We start from the raw sequence: 15,450 nt of genomic DNA on the forward strand, positions 1-15,450 counted from the left end.
CCGAGCTCCTAGGCTTCCCGCCGCACCTCGACCACACGGAACCGGTTGGCGACGAACGCCCCGTCACACAGCGCCGCACTCGCCGCCGGGTTTCCACCCGACCCGTGGAAGTCGGAGAACGCGGCCGTCTGGTTCACATACACCCCTCCCGTGAGGTTCAGCGACAACTGAGCCGCCTCCTCCAGGCACACCTCCCGCACGGCCTGCTCGACCTCCGGGTCCGTGGTGTACGCCCCGACGGTCATCGCGCCCTTCTCCCGGACGGTCCGCCGCAGCAACTCCGCCGCGTCCGCCGCCGAGTCGACCGCCACGGCGAAGGAGACCGGCCCGAAGCACTCGCTCATGTACGTGGCCTCCGCGTCCGGCTTGGCCCCGTCCAGCTTCACGATCACCGGCGTGCGGACGACCGCGCCGGGGAACTCCGGGTTGGTGATCTCCCGGGAGGCGAGGGCGACCTCGCCCAGCCCCGCCGCGGCCTCCAGCCGGGCCTTCACGTCCGGGTTGACGATCGCGCCCAGCAGCGCGTTCGCCCGGGCGTCGTCGCCCAGCAGCCCGTCGACCGCCCTGGCGAGATCCGCGACGACCTCGTCGTACGACTTGGGGCCCTGGTCCGTGGAGATGCCCTCGCGCGGGACGAGCAGGTTCTGCGGGGTGGTGCACATCTGGCCGCTGTACAGGGACAGCGAGAACGCCAGGTTGGAGAGCATGCCCTTGTAGTCGGACGTGGAGTGGACGACGACCGTGTTGACGCCGGCCTTCTCCGTGTAGACCTGCGCGTGGCGGGCGTTGGCCTCCAGCCAGTCGCCGAACGTCGTCGAGCCCGTGTAGTCGATGATCCGGATCTCGGGGCGCAGCGCGAGCGTCTTGGCGATGCCCTCGCCGGGGCGCTCGGCGGCCAGCGCGACCAGGTTCGGGTCGAAACCGGCCTCGGCGAGCACCTCGCGGGCGACCTGCACGGTGAGCGCGAGCGGCAGCACCGCGCGCGGGTGGGGCTTGACCAGGACCGCGTTGCCGGTGGCGAGGGAGGCGAACAGGCCCGGGTAGCCGTTCCACGTCGGGAAGGTGTTGCAGCCGATCACCAGGCCGATGCCGCGCGGGACGGGCGTGAACTGCTTGGTCATGGCCAGCGGGTCGCGCTTGCCCTGGGGCTTGGTCCACTCCGCCGTGTCGGGTGTGCGCACCTGCTCCACGTACGCGTACGCCACCGCTTCCAGGCCGCGGTCCTGCGCATGCGGCCCGCCCGCCTGGAACGCCATCATGAAGGCCTGGCCGGAGGTGTGCATGACCGCGTGCGCGAACTCGTGCGTCCGGTCGTTGATGCGCTTGAGGATCTCCAGGCAGACCACCGCGCGCTGCTCCGCGCCCGCGTCCCGCCAGGCCCGCTGCCCGGCCTTCATGGCGGGCAGCAGCACGTCGAGGTCCGCGTGCGGGTACGTCACGCCCAGCTCGATGCCGTACGGGGACGTCTCGCCGCCCACCCAGTCGTCCGTGCCCGGCTGGCCGAGGTCGAGGCGGCTGCCGAGCAGGGCGTCGAAGGCGGCCTTGCCCGCGGCCGCGTCCAGGCTGCCGTTTTCCCCGTAGGCCTTGGGGTGCTCGGGGTGCGGGGACCAGTACGCGCGCGTGCGGATCGCTTCCAGCGCCTGGTCGAGGGTGGACCGGTGCCGGGCGATCAGCTCGTGCGCCGAGAGTGCGGCGGTCATGGATGACCAACTCCTCGTCTCAAGAACTCCTCGTCGAGTTCATGACCTGGGCAGAAACCTGGGCAGGAACACTCGGACAGAGCTAGAGTAACCGAACGATCGGTCGGTTCAAGGGGGTCCGCCGCATCTGTGGAAAACCCCGTGCGGGAGGATCGCGCACATGACAGCACTGGACCTCAGCAGCCCCGTGGCCGTCGTCGGCACCGGCACCATGGGCCAGGGAATCGCCCAGGTCGCGCTGGTCGCGGGCCATCCCGTGCGGCTGTTCGACGCCCTTCCCGGGCGGGCGCGCGAGGCGGCCGACGCGATCGGGGCCCGCCTCGACCGGCTCGTGGAGAAGGACCGGCTCAGCGGGGCCGACCGGGACGCCGCCCGCGCCCGGCTGCTGCCCGCCGAGAGCCTCTCCGAGCTGGCGGACTGCGCCCTCGTCGTCGAGGCGATCCTGGAGCGACTGGACGTCAAGCAGGAGCTGTTCCGCGAGCTGGAGGGCATCGTCGACGACGACTGCCTGCTCGCCACCAACACCTCGTCCCTGTCCGTCACCGCCGTCGCCGGCGCCCTGCGCGTCCCCGGCCGCTTCGTGGGCCTGCACTTCTTCAACCCGGCGCCGCTGCTGCCGCTGGTCGAGGTCGTCTCCGGGTTCGCCACGGACGTCACGTACGCCACGCGCGCGTACGAGACCGCCCGCGCCTGGGGCAAGACGCCGGTCGCCTGCGCGGACACCCCAGGCTTCATCGTCAACCGCATCGCCCGGCCCTTCTACGCCGAGGCCTTCGCGGTCTACGAGGCGCAGGGCGCCGACCCGGCCACCATCGACGCCGTGCTGCGCGAGTCGGGCGGCTTCAGGATGGGCGCGTTCGAGCTGACCGACCTGATCGGCCAGGACGTCAACGAGGCCGTCACGCGGTCGGTCTGGGAGTCCTTCTTCCAGGACGTGCGCTTCACGCCGTCCCTCGCACAGCGACGCCTGGTCGAGTCCGGCCGGCTGGGCCGCAAGTCGGGCCACGGCTGGTACGACCACCGGGACGGCGCCGAGCGCCCGGAGCCGGACACGGCGGAGCAGCGGCAGCCGCCCGCGTACGTCGTCGCCGAGGGCGACCTGGGCCCGGCCGGTGACCTGCTTGCGCTGATCCGCGAGGCGGGCATCCCGGTCCGCGACGAGGAGGACGACAACGGCACCCGTCTGGTGCTGCCGGGCGGCGGCCAGCTCGCCCTCGCCGACGGACAGACCTCCGTGGAGTTCCGGGACGTCGTCTACTTCGACCTCGCCCTGGACTACCGCAAGGCCACCCGGATCGCCCTGTCCGCCTCCCAGGACACCGCCCCGCAGACCCTCGCCGAGGCCATCGGCCTGTTCCAGGCGCTCGGCAAGAAGGTCAGCGTCATCGGTGACGTGCCCGGCATGATCGTCGCCCGGACGGTCGCGCGGATCATCGACCTGGCGCACGACGCCGTCGCCAAGGGCGTGGCCACCGAGGAGGATGTCGACACCGCGATGCGCCTCGGCGTCAACTACCCCCTGGGCCCCTTCGAGTGGAGCCGCCGGCTCGGCCGCTCCTGGGCCTACGCCCTCCTCGACGACCTGCACCTGCGCGACCCCTCGGGGCGCTACGCGCCGTCCCTCGCGCTGTACCGCCACGCCCACGCCTCCGACAAGCGGGAGGGCACCGCCTCATGACCACCGCCAAGCGCGACACCTACACCCCGGACACGCTGCTGTCCGTCGCCGTCCGGGTGTTCAACGAGCGCGGCTACGACGGCACCTCCATGGAGCATCTCTCCAAGGCGGCCGGCATCTCCAAGTCGTCGATCTACCACCACGTCGCCGGCAAGGAGGAGCTGCTGCGCCGCGCCGTGAGCCGGGCCCTGGACGGCCTCTTCGGGATCCTCGACGAGGAGCACGCGCGCGTGGGGCGCGCCGCCGCGCGCCTGGAGTACGTCGTGCGGCGCATGGTCGAGGTGCTCATAGCCGAACTGCCCTATGTGACCCTCCTGCTGCGCGTGCGCGGCAACACGGACACCGAGCGGTGGGCCCTGGATCGCCGCCGCGACTTCGACCACCGGGTGGCCGACCTGCTCAAGGCCGCCGCCACGGACGGGGACGTGCGCGGCGACATAGAGGTCCGCCTGGTGACCCGGCTGGTCTTCGGCATGATCAACTCGATCGTGGAGTGGTACAAGCCGGGCGGGCGGGGCATGAACGAGCGCGAGGTGGCCGACGCGGTGGTGCGGCTGGCGTTCGGCGGCCTCCGCAAGAGCGCCTGACGGCGGCCCCCGCGTGAGTACCCGCACGTGGGCGGGATGAGTACGCGTGACGATGTCCCGGCAATTCGCCGGTGATGGGGTGGGGCGCATGCTCGGAAATGACGCGCCGCCCTCCCCCGCCGCCCACCGGACGTGGTGGCGGGCCCCGCTCGTGGCCACCTTGCTCGGTCTGCCGCTGCTCGCGCTGGAGTACCGCTGGTTCGCGTCCCAGGACGGCCCCGGTGCCTTCTCGGGCGTGCTGTTCTGGGCGGCCGGCCTGCTCGTGCTCGCCTGGGTGCTGCCGCATCGCCGGTCCCTGCGCGGACTGCGGCTGGCGGCGGCCGGCACCGGGCTCGGATGCGCGCTGCTCCCCGTGATGTTCGCGGTGCTGCTCGGCGTTGCGGTGGCCGCGAGCTGACGGGCGCGGCCCGGCCGTTCACCCCTGCGGCTCCAGGTCCTCCTCCTCGAACACCAGCAGCGTGCGCGTGCTGAGCACCTGCGGGATCGCCTGGAGCCGGGTCAGCACCAGCTCGCGCAGCGCCCGGTTGTCGGACACGTGCACCAGCAGCAGCACGTCGAAATCACCACCCACCAGGGCGATGTGCGAGGCGCCGGGCAGTTGTCTGAGCTCCTCGCGCACCGTGCGCCAGGAGTTCTGCACGATCTTCAAGGTGATGTAGGCGGATGTCCCCTGACCTGCCCGTTCATGGTTGACGCGGGCGCCGAAGCCGCGGATGACACCGTCCTCGACGAGCCGGTTGATGCGGGCGTAGGCGTTGGCGCGCGAGACGTGGACCCGCTCGGCGACCGACCGTATCGAGGCGCGGCCGTCCGCCTGGAGCATGCGCAGGATGTCCTGGTCGATGGCGTCGAGCGGACGCGGCGGCGGTGGCGGCAGGCTGCTGTCCTGGCTTTCGGCCATTCGTTCAGATGCCACCTGCGCCCGCCTCCCTAGCATGGACGTCCTGCGTCCATCTCAGGCTGTGGAGAACCGTTTGTCCACAGCCTGAGGCCACCCGTAGCCAAATTGTGCCGACGACCGAACAATCGGTAGGTGAGGCGCATCACAGCCGACGCGCCTGCAGGAAGCCGCTCCCACGAGGAGGTGCCGTCATGACGGTCATGGAGCAGCGGGGCGCGTACCGGCCGACCCCGCCGCCCGCCTGGCAGCCCCGCACGGACCCCGCGCCGCTGCTGCCCGACGCCGAGCCGTACCGCGTCCTCGGCACCGAGGCGGCCGCGAAGGCCGACCCCGAGCTGCTGCGCACGCTGTACGAGCAGCTGGTCCGCGGTCGCCGCTACAACGCCCAGGCCACCGCGCTCACCAAGCAGGGCCGCCTCGCGGTCTACCCCTCCACCACCGGCCAGGAGGCCTGCGAGATCGCCGCCGCGCTCGTGCTGGAGGAGCGGGACTGGCTCTTCCCCAGCTACCGCGACACGCTCGCCGTCGTGGCCCGCGGTGTGGACCCCGTCGAGGCGCTCACGCTGCTGCGCGGTGACTGGCACACCGGCTACGACCCGTACGAACACCGGGTCGCCCCCCTGTCCACCCCGCTCGCCACCCAGCTGCCGCACGCCGTGGGCCTCGCGCACGCCGCCCGCCTCAAGGGCGACGACGTCGTCGCGCTGGCCATGGTCGGCGACGGCGGCACCAGCGAGGGCGACTTCCACGAGGCGCTCAACTTCGCCGCCGTCTGGCAGGCCCCGGTGGTCTTCCTCGTCCAGAACAACGGCTTCGCGATCTCCGTCCCGCTCGCCAAGCAGACCGCGGCCCCGTCGCTGGCCCACAAGGCCGTCGGCTACGGCATGCCCGGCCGCCTGGTCGACGGCAACGACGCCGCCGCCGTGCACGAGGTGCTGAGCGACGCCGTGCGGCACGCCCGCGCGGGCGGCGGACCCACCCTCATCGAGGCCATCACCTACCGGGTCGACGCCCACACCAACGCCGACGACGCGACCCGCTACCGCGGCGACGCCGAGGTCGAGACCTGGCGCGAGCACGATCCGATCCAGCTGCTGGAGCGGGAGCTGACCGCCCGCGGCCTGCTCGACGAGGCCGGAAAGCAGGCCGCACGGGACGCCGCCGAGGCGATGGCCGCCTCCTTGCGCGCGCACATGAACCAGGACCCGGCGCTCGACCCCATGGACCTGTTCGCCCACGTCTACGCCGAGCCCACGCCCCAACTGCGCGACCAGCGGGAACAGTTGCGGGCCGAGCTGGAGGCCGAGGCCGAGTCGGAGGGGGACACGCACCGATGACCACCGTCGCCGTCAAGCCGGCCACCATGGCGCAGGCCCTCACGCGCGCGCTGCGCGACGCCATGGCCGCCGACCCCGCCGTGCATGTGATGGGCGAGGACGTCGGCACCCTCGGTGGCGTCTTCCGCGTCACCGACGGACTCGCCAAGGAGTTCGGCGAGGACCGCTGCACGGACACCCCGCTGGCCGAGGCCGGCATCCTCGGCACGGCCGTCGGCATGGCGATGTACGGCCTGCGCCCGGTCGTGGAGATGCAGTTCGACGCGTTCGCCTACCCGGCGTTCGAGCAGCTCATCTCGCACGTGTCCCGCATGCGCAACCGCACCCGCGGCAGGATGCCGCTCCCGATCACCATCCGCGTCCCCTACGGCGGCGGCATCGGTGGCGTCGAGCACCACAGCGACTCCTCCGAGGCGTACTACATGGCGACTCCGGGGCTCCATGTCGTCACGCCGGCCACCGTCGCCGACGCCTACGGGCTGCTGCGCGCCGCCATCGCCTCCGACGACCCGGTCGTCTTCCTGGAGCCGAAGCGGCTGTACTGGTCGAAGGACTCCTGGAACCCCGAGGAGCCGGCGCCCGTTGAACCGATCGGCCGCGCGGTGGTGCGGCGCTCGGGCCGGAGCGCCACGCTCATCACGTACGGGCCGTCCGTACCCGTCTGCATGGAGGCGGCCGAGGCGGCCCGGGCCGAGGGCTGGGACCTCGAAGTCGTCGACCTGCGCTCCCTGGTGCCGTTCGACGACGAGACGGTGTGCGCCTCGGTGCGGCGGACGGGACGCGCGGTCGTCGTCCACGAGTCGGGCTCCTTCGGCGGCCCGGGCGGGGAGATCGCGGCGCGGGTCACGGAGCGCTGCTTCCACCACCTGGAGGCGCCGGTGCTGCGCGTGGCCGGGTTCGACGTCCCGTATCCGCCGCCGATGCTGGAGCGCCACCACCTGCCCGGTGTGGACCGGATCCTGGACGCCGTGGGGCGTCTGCAATGGGAGGCCGAGAGCTGATGGCACAGGTGCTGGAGTTCAAGCTGCCCGACCTCGGTGAGGGGCTCACCGAGGCGGAGATCGTGCGCTGGCTGGTCGAGGTCGGCGACGTCGTCGCGATCGACCAGCCGGTCGTCGAGGTCGAGACGGCCAAGGCGATGGTCGAGGTGCCCTGCCCCTACGGCGGTGTGGTCACGGCCCGCTTCGGCGAGGAGGGCACGGAACTGCCCGTCGGGGCGCCGCTGATCACGGTGGCGGTGGGGGAGCGGCCGGCGTCCGGCGCCGGGGACGCAAGGTCCGCCGACGCCGAGGGGTCCGGGAACGTCCTGGTCGGATACGGCACGTCCGAGGCGCCCGCGCGGCGCCGCAGGGTGCGGCAGGGAAGGCCCTTGTCCGGTGCGTCCGCGGCGGGCTCCCGGGCGGTGACGACCGCGGGGCAGGGCGCCGGCCCGGCGGCGGTGAACGGGCAGGCGGGTGTCCCCGGGACCGAGGACGGCCCCGTCCCCGTGATCTCGCCCCTGGTCCGCCGGCTGGCCCGGCAGAACGGCCTCGACCTGCGGGAGCTGACCGGATCCGGCCCCGACGGGCTGATCCTTCGGGCGGACGTGGAGTACGCGCTGCGCGCCGCCGGCCAGGGCACTGCGGCCGCACCGTCGGCACAACCGCACCCGCACCCGCATCCGCGCGTGCCGCAGGCAGCGGGCACGGCACCCGCACCGCAGCCCACCGCGGCAACGGGCCACGGCGAGATCCGCACGCCGCTCAAGGGCATCCGGGGCGCCGTCGCCGACAAGCTGGCGCGCAGCCGCCGCGAGATCCCGGACGCCACCTGCTGGGTGGACGCCGACGCCACGGAGCTCATGCGGGCGCGCACGGCCATGAACGCGGCCGGCGGTCCCAAGATCTCTCTCCTCGCCCTGCTGGCCCGGATCTGCACGGCGGCCCTCGCCCGATTCCCCGAGCTCAACTCCACGGTGGACGCGGAGGCCAGGGAGGTCGTCCGGTTCGAGCACGTGCACCTGGGCTTCGCCGCGCAGACCGACCGGGGCCTCGTCGTCCCGGTCGTCCGGGACGCGCACGCGCGCGACGCCGAGTCGCTGACCGCGGAGTTCGCCCGGCTGACCGAGGCGGGCCGGACCGGGACGCTGACGCCCGCGGAACTCACCGGCGGGACCTTCACGTTGAACAACTACGGCGTCTTCGGCGTCGACGGCTCCACACCGATCATCAACCACCCGGAGGCGGCCATGCTCGGCGTCGGCCGCATCGTCCCCAAGCCGTGGGTGCACGAGGGCGAGCTGGCGGTGCGGCAGGTCGTCCAGCTCTCGCTCACCTTCGACCACCGGGTGTGCGACGGCGGCACGGCGGGCGGCTTCCTGCGCTATGTGGCGGACTGCGTGGAACAGCCGGCGGTACTGCTGCGGACGCTGTGATCTCCGGTCCGGCCCGGAAGGACGGACGCTGTGATCTATGGTCCCCGGGCCCGGAAGGACGGACGCTGTGATTCCTGTTCCGTCCGCGAGCCGGTGCCCGTGATCGTGTCCGTTCCCCCGCGTTCCTTGTGATCGCGGGGGAACGCATACTCGGGGTGTGACCGCCTACGAGTTCCCGGGTGAACCCGGCACCGGTTCCGCCCCCGGGCGGGGGCCGGTCCCCGCCGCGTACGACGCCGTCGTGCTCGCCGGTGGTGCCGCCCGGCGCCTCGGCGGCGCAGACAAACCCGGTGTGCGCGTGGGCGGCCGGGCCCTGCTCGACCGGGTGCTCGCCGCGTGCGCGGGCGCCCGCGCCACCGTCGTCGTCGCCGCGCCCCGGCCGACGGCCCGGCCCGTGACCTGGGCCCAGGAGGACCCGCCCGGCGGCGGCCCGCTCGCCGCGCTCGACGCCGGTCTCCGGCACACCACGGCGGAGCACGTCGTGGTGCTCTCCGCCGATCTGCCGTTCCTGCGGGAGCACACGGTCGACCGGCTCCTGAGCACGCTCCGGACGAGCGCTGCCGACGGCGTGCTGCTGACCGACCCCGAGGGCCGTGACCAGCCACTCGTGGCCGCCTACGACGCCTCTCGGCTGCGCGAGGGGCTCGCGCTCCTCTCCGGCCGGCACGACGGTCTCACCGGTCTCCCGCTGCGGCGGCTGATCGCCGCGCTGGACCTCACCCGCATCTCCGACCCCGTCGCGTCCTTCGACTGCGACACCTGGGACGACATCGCCACCGCCAGGGCACGTATCAGGGAGCATGGGCACGTGTTGGATGAATGGATTTCCGCAGTCAAGGACGAACTCGGGATCGACCTCGACGTCGACACCCGCGGCCTGCTCGACCTCGCCCGCGACGCCGCCCACGGTGTGGACCGGCCGGCGGCGCCGCTGACCACCTTCCTCGTCGGCTACGCGGCCGCACGGGCGGGCGGCGGCCCCGAGGCGGTCGCCGAGGCCGCCCGCAAGGCCGCGGCCCTCGCCGTCCGCTGGAAGGAGGAGAGCACTACGGAGCCCCAGCCGTCCGGCTCCCGGCCCGACGTCGCCCCCGACGCCACGCCCGACACCCGCCCGGACGCCGGATGACCCCGCACGGCACACGCGCCGGTGAGGACGCCGAGGACCTCGACGTCGAGGAGGTGCTCGCCCTCGTGAACAACAGCAACGATCTGCCCGGCCCCGCCGGACGAGGCGAGGCGGACAGCCGCCGCGCCTCCGGCCCGCCGGAGACCTCTCCCCGGCCGGACACCCGCCACCACGCCACCCCCTGGCCGGAGGCCCGGGCCACCGCCGAACGCGCCGCCCGGAGCCTCGCCCGGTCCACCCGCCGCCGGCCCGCCGCCGTGCCGCTCGAAGCCGCCCTCGGTCTCACCCTGGCCGCCCCCCTCGACGCCCTCACCGACCTCCCCTCCTTCGACACTTCCGCGATGGACGGCTGGGCGGTCGCCGGGCCCGCCCCCTGGGACGTCCGGGACGACGGCGTCCTGGCCGGGCACGCCACGCCCGGGCCCCTGACCGACGGCGAGGCCGTCCGGATCGCCACCGGCGCCCGCATCCCCCCGGACACCACCGCCGTTCTGCGCAGCGAGCACGGCCGCACCGACGACAAGGGCCGCCTGTACGCGACCAGGGACGTCGTCCCCGGCCAGGACATCCGCCCGCGCGGCCAGGAGTGCCGCAGCGGCGACCAGTTGCTCCCCGTCGGCGCCCTGGTGACCCCGGCCGTACTCGGGCTGGCCGCGGCGGCCGGGTACGACACCGTCAGCGTCGTCCCACGGCCTCGTGCCGAAGTCCTCGTCCTCGGCGACGAGTTGCTCACCGAGGGACGGCCGCACGACGGTCTGATCCGGGACGCGCTCGGCCCGATGCTGCCGCCCTGGCTGCGGGCGCTCGGCGCCGAGGTCGCCGCCGTACGACGGATCGGCGACGACGCCGACGCCCTGCACCGGGCGATCACCACGTCCGACGCCGATGTCGTCGTCACCACCGGCGGCACCGCCGCGGGACCCGTCGACCACGTCCACCCCACGCTGCGCCGCATCGGTGCCGAACTCCTCGTGGACGGCGTCAAGGTGCGCCCCGGCCACCCCATGCTGCTGGCCCGCATCACGGAGACCCAGCACCTCGTCGGCCTGCCGGGCAACCCGCTCGCCGCCGTCTCCGGGCTGCTGACGCTCGCCGAGCCGCTGCTGCGGACCCTCGCGGCCCGCGTGGCCCCGGAGCCGTACACGCTGCCGCTCAGGGACGCCGTGCACGGGCACCCGTACGACACCCGGCTCATCCCCGTCGTCCTGCGGGGTGACCAGGCCGTGCCGCTGCACTACAACGGACCGGCCATGCTGCGCGGCATCGCGGCGGCCGACGCCCTGGCCGTCGTGCCCCCGGGCGGTGCCGGCGCGGGGCAGGAGGCGGAACTGCTCGACCTGCCCTGGGCGTCCGGAGGAATCGGGGTGTGTTTCACGTGAAACTTCCGGGCCAGGACGCGATCGCCCGCCAGGCGGACGAGCATCTGGTGACCCATCGGGTGAAACTCCCGCGGAAAGTGGTGGAGCACCCGATCCGCCAGGTCGCCAAGAGGCTGTCCATGGCACTGGTGGTCCTCGTCGCGACCGCGCTGATCGTCTTCCTCGACCGCGACGGTTACAACGACAACGCGGGCGGCGGCCTCACCCTCCTCGACGCGTTCTACTACGCGACCGTCACCCTCTCCACCACCGGCTACGGCGACATCACCCCGGCCAGTGACACAGCCCGGCTCACGAACATCCTCATCGTCACGCCCCTGCGCGTGCTGTTCCTGATCATCCTGGTCGGCACCACCCTCGAAGCCCTCACCGAACGCACCCGGGAGGAGTGGCGACTGAACCGCTGGAGGTCCACGTTGCGCGATCACACCGTCGTCATCGGCTTCGGCACGAAGGGCAGGTCGGCGATCCGGACCGTCTGCGCGACGGGCCTGAAGAAGGAACAGGTCGTCGTGGTCGACCCCAGTTCCAAGGCGATCGACGCCGCGACCGCCGAGGGATACGTGGGCATCATCGGGGACGCGACGCGCAGTGAGGTGCTGAAGCGGGCCGAGGTGCACAAGGCGCGTCAGATCATCATCGCCACGCAGCGCGACGACACGGCGGTCCTGGTGGCGCTGACGGCCCGGCAGCTCAACCGCGGGGCGAACATCGTGGCCGCGGTGCGGGAGGAGGAGAACGCGCCCCTGCTGAAGCAGTCGGGTGCCGACGCGGTCATCACCAGCGCCAGCGCCGCCGGCCGTCTGCTCGGCCTGTCGGTGCTCAGCCCCTCCGCGGGCATGGTGATGGAGGACCTCATCCAGCAGGGCAGCGGGCTCGACATCGTCGAACGGCCGGTGGTCAAGGCCGAGGTGGGCAAGACCCCGCGGGAGATCACCGACCTGGTGGTGAGCGTCATACGCGGTCACCGGGTGCTCGGCTACGACGATCCGGCCGTCGGGACGCTGGAGCTGACGGACCGGCTCATCACGATCGTGCGGGCGACGCCCGGCTCACAGATCGCGCCCGACGTCCGCCCGTTGCCGCCGATGCCCCGCAGCTGACCGGCGGGACGAAGAGGCCGGCCGCCACGCACTCACTCCGTGCGCGACGACCGGCCACGTCCCTCCTCGGGCCTACTTCCGGTTGTACAGCCGCATCGTGATCGGCCCGAAGACCAGCACGAAAAGGCCGGCCCAGCCCAGCGACCAGGCGACCTCGGCGGTCGGCCAGTCGCCGCCCATCAGTCCGCGCACCGCCGACGCCAGATGGGTGATGGGGCTGTTGTTGACGAAGGCCTGGAGCCAGCCCGGCATGGTCTTCGGGTCGACGAAGACGTTGGACAGGAAGGTGAGCGGGAAGATCACCATCATGCTGACGCCCATCACCGACTTCTCGGTGCGCAGCATCAGCCCGAACATGGTCCAGATCCACGAGAAGGCGAACGAGAAGAGCACCAGCAGGGCGATCCCGGCGAGCACACCGCCGATCCCGCCGTCCGGCCGGTAGCCGAGGATGATGCCGACGGTGAGCATCACGACGGACGCGATCGTGTACCGCAGGGCGTCGCCGAGCAGATAGCCGACCATCGTCGAGGGCCGCCAGATCGGCAGGCTGCGGAACCGGTCGAAGACGCCCTTCTCGATGTCGGTGTTGACCGAGACGCCCGTGTACATCGTGATCATCACGACCGACATCACGAGGATGCCCGGCAGCAGGAACTGGATGTACTCCTTCGGCGAGCCGGCCAGCGCCCCGCCGAACAGGTACGTGTACATCAGCACCATCATGATCGGGAACGCCGTGACGTCGAAGAGCTGCTCCGGCACGTGCTTGATCTTGAGGATCGCCCGCCAGCCGAAGGTCATCGAGGTCGACCAGGCGCTGGGCCGGGGCGGACGCTCCTTGGAGACGAGCAGCGCGGCGAGGGATTCGGCGCTGACCGGGGCGAGTTCCTTGCTCTCGGTGGTCGTCGCGGTGCTCATGCCGCCACCTCGTCCTTCGGGTCGTCGGAGTGGTCGGAGGAGACGTGCGTGTCGTGCCCGGTGAGGGCGAGGAACACCTCGTCCAGGCTGGGCTGGCCCAGTGAGAAGTTGTCGACGGTGATCCCGGCGTGGGCCAGTTCGCTCAGCGCGCGGGACGCCTGCTGGGCGGCGTTGTCGGCGTTCGCCGCCGCACCGAGGCGGGCGGTCAGGGCCACCGGGTCGTGTTCCAGCTGCACCTGTGCGTCCAGGGTCCGGCGCAGCAGGTCCGCCGCCAGGTCCCGTCGGTCCGGATCCCTCAGCCGCAGATGGACGGATCCGGCGCCGACGGACGACTTCAGCTCGCCCTTGGTGCCCTCGGCGATCACCCGGCCGCGGTCGATGACGGCGATCCGGGACGCCAGCTGGTCGGCCTCGTCCAGATACTGCGTGGTCAGCAGCACGGTGGTGCCCTGGGCGACGACGGCCCGCACGATGTCCCACACCTGGTTGCGGCTGCGCGGGTCGAGGCCGGTGGTCGGCTCGTCGAGGAACAGCAGGTCGGGGGTGTTGAGGATGGACGCGGCGATGTCGATGCGGCGCCGCATGCCGCCCGAGTACTGCTTGACCTGCTTCCCGGCCGCCTCGGTGAGCCCGAAGGCCTCCAGGAGCTGGGCGGCGCGGTCCCGGGCGGCCTTCTTGTGGTGGCCGAGCAGCCGGCCCAGCAGGACCAGGTTCTCGGTGCCGGTGAGGTCCTCGTCCACCGACGCGTACTGGCCGGTGAGGCTGACCCGGCCGCGCACCTCGTCGGCCTCGCGGACGATGTCGTGGCCGAAGACATGGGCCTCGCCGCCGTCCGGCCGGAGCAGCGTGGCGAGCATCTTCACGGTGGTGGTCTTTCCGGCGCCGTTCGGGCCGAGGACACCGTAGACCGTGCCCGCGGGCACGGACAGGTCCACTCCGTCGACGGCCCTCGTCTCGCCGAAGGTTTTCACCAGGCCCGCGGTCTCGATCGCCAGGCCGGACGTCTGCGTGCTCATGTGTCGGGTCCTTCCGAGTACGTGGGCTACGCATGGGGAGACCTTCACCGTCGCGCAAACTCATCGGTCCAGCACATGGATTTCGGCCAGGACCGGACCATCGACGGAGGCGGAGCCGGCCCGGGGGCGGAGTGGAGTCGGTCCGGCGACCGAGGAGTACCGTCCCCTTCATGCATGCGATCACGATTCCCGAACCTGGTGGGCCCGAGGCGCTGGTCTGGGACGAGGTCCCGGATCCCGTGCCCGGCGAGGGCGAGGTCCTGGTCGAGGTGGCGGCCGGTGCCGTCAACCGGGCCGACATCCTGCAACGGCAGGGCTTCTACGACCCGCCGCCCGGTGCGTCGCCCTACCCCGGCCTGGAGTGCTCCGGGCGGATCGCCGAGATCGGACCCGGGGTCTCCGGCTGGAACGTGGGCGACGAGGTGTGCGCGCTGCTCTCCGGCGGCGGCTACGCCGAGAAGGTGGTCGTGCCCGCGGGACAGCTGCTGCCCGTGCCCGAGGGCATCGCACTGACGCGGTCCGCGGCCCTGCCCGAGGTGACCTGCACGGTCTGGTCGAACGTCTTCATGATCGCCCACCTGCGCCCGGGCGAGACGCTGCTCGTGCACGGCGGCTCCAGCGGCATCGGCACCATGGCGATCCAGCTGGCCAAGGCCGTCGGCGCGCGCGTGGCGGTCACGGCCGGTACGAAGGAGAAGCTGGACAGGTGCGCCGAACTGGGCGCCGACATCCTGGTCAACTACCGCGAGCAGGACTTCGTCGAGGAGGTCCGCAAGGCCACGGACGGCGCCGGTGCCGACGTCATCCTCGACAACATGGGCGCCAAGTACCTGGAGCGCAACGTCAAGACCCTCGCCGTGAACGGCCGGCTCGCGATCATCGGCATGCAGGGCGGCATCAAGGGCGAGCTGAACATCGGCGCCCTGCTCGCCAAGCGCGCCGCCATCAGCGCGACGTCCCTGCGCGCCCGGCCGCTGGAGGAGAAGGCGGCCATCGTCGCGGCCGTGCGGGAACACGTCTGGCCCCTGTTCGCCGGCGGCCATCTGCGCCCGGTCGTCGACCGCGAGCTCCCGATGCCGGAGGCGGCCGCCGCCCACCGGGTCGTGGAGGAGAGCGGCCACATCGGCAAGGTACTGCTGATCACCCCGCAGGGCGCTTGAGGCACCGGCGGACACACCCCGGCCGACAGGCTCGGGGTGTGTCCGCAAAGCCCCGCTTGCCCCGCGGGTCCTAGGGCCTGTCGTTTGGATCACGCCGCAGACGCGGGGTCGAGCAGAACCATCGCTTCC

General features: G+C 72.5%; 14 protein-coding genes. 10 read left to right on the forward strand and 4 right to left on the reverse strand.

Features of this window, described 5'->3' with window-relative positions; all coding sequences use genetic code 11:
• Positions 1-8: 8 nt before the first annotated feature.
• Positions 9-1,700: a phenylacetic acid degradation protein PaaN gene (paaN, locus tag ACIBL4_RS25080; protein WP_399413714.1), complete on the reverse strand. Its 1,692-nt coding sequence runs from the start codon at positions 1,698-1,700 to the stop codon at positions 9-11.
• Between the two features lie 160 nt (positions 1,701-1,860).
• Here paaN and ACIBL4_RS25085 point away from each other — a divergent pair, with 160 nt between their 5' ends.
• From ACIBL4_RS25085 to ACIBL4_RS25095, 3 genes are all read left to right on the forward strand, one after another.
• A complete protein-coding gene (locus ACIBL4_RS25085) occupies positions 1,861-3,378 on the forward strand; it encodes a 3-hydroxyacyl-CoA dehydrogenase (RefSeq protein ID WP_399413716.1) in 1,518 nt (505 codons plus the stop codon).
• Positions 3,375-3,965, forward strand: coding sequence for a TetR/AcrR family transcriptional regulator (locus tag ACIBL4_RS25090; RefSeq protein WP_399413718.1), 591 nt, complete (start codon positions 3,375-3,377; stop codon positions 3,963-3,965). Before ACIBL4_RS25085 ends, ACIBL4_RS25090 begins: the two co-directional genes overlap by 4 nt.
• Positions 3,966-4,053: 88 nt before the next feature.
• Positions 4,054-4,362, forward strand: a complete 309-nt coding sequence (locus tag ACIBL4_RS25095; RefSeq protein WP_399413720.1) for a hypothetical protein — start codon at positions 4,054-4,056, stop codon at positions 4,360-4,362.
• A gap of 18 nt (positions 4,363-4,380) precedes the next feature.
• On the opposite strand, the gene ACIBL4_RS25100 is transcribed toward ACIBL4_RS25095, so the two are convergent.
• A complete protein-coding gene (locus ACIBL4_RS25100; RefSeq protein WP_399414142.1) occupies positions 4,381-4,866 on the reverse strand; it encodes an Lrp/AsnC family transcriptional regulator in 486 nt (161 codons plus the stop codon).
• Between the two features lie 191 nt (positions 4,867-5,057).
• On the opposite strand from ACIBL4_RS25100, the gene pdhA reads away from it, so the two are divergent.
• The 6 genes from pdhA (at position 5,058) to ACIBL4_RS25130 (ending at position 12,224) form a co-directional block, all read left to right on the forward strand.
• On the forward strand, positions 5,058-6,203 hold the full coding sequence (pdhA, locus tag ACIBL4_RS25105) for a pyruvate dehydrogenase (acetyl-transferring) E1 component subunit alpha (protein WP_399413722.1): 1,146 nt from the start codon (positions 5,058-5,060) through the stop codon (positions 6,201-6,203).
• Positions 6,200-7,204, forward strand: a complete 1,005-nt coding sequence (locus ACIBL4_RS25110) for an alpha-ketoacid dehydrogenase subunit beta (protein WP_399413724.1) — start codon at positions 6,200-6,202, stop codon at positions 7,202-7,204. The genes pdhA and ACIBL4_RS25110 overlap by 4 nt, the downstream gene beginning before the upstream one ends.
• Positions 7,204-8,616: a dihydrolipoamide acetyltransferase family protein gene (locus ACIBL4_RS25115; RefSeq protein ID WP_399413726.1), complete on the forward strand. Its 1,413-nt coding sequence runs from the start codon at positions 7,204-7,206 to the stop codon at positions 8,614-8,616. The genes ACIBL4_RS25110 and ACIBL4_RS25115 overlap by 1 nt, the downstream gene beginning before the upstream one ends.
• A 157-nt stretch (positions 8,617-8,773) precedes the next feature.
• Positions 8,774-9,742 carry an NTP transferase domain-containing protein gene (locus tag ACIBL4_RS25120; RefSeq protein WP_399413728.1) on the forward strand — a complete coding sequence of 323 codons (969 nt, stop codon included), beginning with the start codon at positions 8,774-8,776 and terminating at the stop codon, positions 9,740-9,742.
• Positions 9,739-11,121 carry a molybdopterin molybdotransferase MoeA gene (locus ACIBL4_RS25125; protein WP_399413730.1) on the forward strand — a complete coding sequence of 461 codons (1,383 nt, stop codon included), beginning with the start codon at positions 9,739-9,741 and terminating at the stop codon, positions 11,119-11,121. Before ACIBL4_RS25120 ends, ACIBL4_RS25125 begins: the two co-directional genes overlap by 4 nt.
• Complete coding sequence (locus ACIBL4_RS25130) at positions 11,118-12,224, forward strand: potassium channel family protein (protein WP_399413732.1); 1,107 nt, start codon at positions 11,118-11,120, stop codon at positions 12,222-12,224. The genes ACIBL4_RS25125 and ACIBL4_RS25130 overlap by 4 nt, the downstream gene beginning before the upstream one ends.
• A 72-nt stretch (positions 12,225-12,296) precedes the next feature.
• Here the strand turns inward: ACIBL4_RS25130 and ACIBL4_RS25135 are convergent, their stop codons facing one another.
• Together ACIBL4_RS25135 and ACIBL4_RS25140 are read right to left on the reverse strand one after the other, a co-directional pair.
• Positions 12,297-13,145, reverse strand: coding sequence for an ABC transporter permease (locus ACIBL4_RS25135; protein ID WP_399413734.1), 849 nt, complete (start codon positions 13,143-13,145; stop codon positions 12,297-12,299).
• On the reverse strand, positions 13,142-14,161 hold the full coding sequence (locus ACIBL4_RS25140) for an ATP-binding cassette domain-containing protein (RefSeq protein WP_399413737.1): 1,020 nt from the start codon (positions 14,159-14,161) through the stop codon (positions 13,142-13,144). Before ACIBL4_RS25140 ends, ACIBL4_RS25135 begins: the two co-directional genes overlap by 4 nt.
• 170 nt (positions 14,162-14,331) lie before the next feature.
• On the opposite strand from ACIBL4_RS25140, the gene ACIBL4_RS25145 reads away from it, so the two are divergent.
• The gene (locus tag ACIBL4_RS25145; protein WP_399413739.1) at positions 14,332-15,321 is read left to right on the forward strand and encodes an NAD(P)H-quinone oxidoreductase; all 990 of its coding nucleotides are present in this window, start codon (positions 14,332-14,334) and stop codon (positions 15,319-15,321) included.
• Positions 15,322-15,450: the final 129 nt, after the last annotated feature.

It is taken from the genome of Streptomyces sp. NPDC050416 (genome assembly GCF_044458845.1).
In the GTDB taxonomy this organism is placed as follows: domain Bacteria; phylum Actinomycetota; class Actinomycetes; order Streptomycetales; family Streptomycetaceae; genus Streptomyces.

Bases quoted from the DNA above. Each gene is read 5' to 3' on its own strand.
- paaN (WP_399413714.1), bottom strand. From the start codon at position 1,700: ATGACCGCCGCACTCTCGGCGCACGAGCTGATCGCCCGGCACCGGTCC.
- ACIBL4_RS25085 (WP_399413716.1), top strand. From the start codon at position 1,861: ATGACAGCACTGGACCTCAGCAGCCCCGTGGCCGTCGTCGGCACCGGC.
- ACIBL4_RS25090 (WP_399413718.1), top strand. From the start codon at position 3,375: ATGACCACCGCCAAGCGCGACACCTACACCCCGGACACGCTGCTGTCC.
- ACIBL4_RS25095 (WP_399413720.1), top strand. From the start codon at position 4,054: ATGCTCGGAAATGACGCGCCGCCCTCCCCCGCCGCCCACCGGACGTGG.
- ACIBL4_RS25100 (WP_399414142.1), bottom strand. From the start codon at position 4,866: ATGGCCGAAAGCCAGGACAGCAGCCTGCCGCCACCGCCGCCGCGTCCG.
- pdhA (WP_399413722.1), top strand. From the start codon at position 5,058: ATGACGGTCATGGAGCAGCGGGGCGCGTACCGGCCGACCCCGCCGCCC.
- ACIBL4_RS25110 (WP_399413724.1), top strand. From the start codon at position 6,200: ATGACCACCGTCGCCGTCAAGCCGGCCACCATGGCGCAGGCCCTCACG.
- ACIBL4_RS25115 (WP_399413726.1), top strand. From the start codon at position 7,204: ATGGCACAGGTGCTGGAGTTCAAGCTGCCCGACCTCGGTGAGGGGCTC.
- ACIBL4_RS25125 (WP_399413730.1), top strand. From the start codon at position 9,739: ATGACCCCGCACGGCACACGCGCCGGTGAGGACGCCGAGGACCTCGAC.
- ACIBL4_RS25135 (WP_399413734.1), bottom strand. From the start codon at position 13,145: ATGAGCACCGCGACGACCACCGAGAGCAAGGAACTCGCCCCGGTCAGC.
- ACIBL4_RS25140 (WP_399413737.1), bottom strand. From the start codon at position 14,161: ATGAGCACGCAGACGTCCGGCCTGGCGATCGAGACCGCGGGCCTGGTG.
- ACIBL4_RS25145 (WP_399413739.1), top strand. From the start codon at position 14,332: ATGCATGCGATCACGATTCCCGAACCTGGTGGGCCCGAGGCGCTGGTC.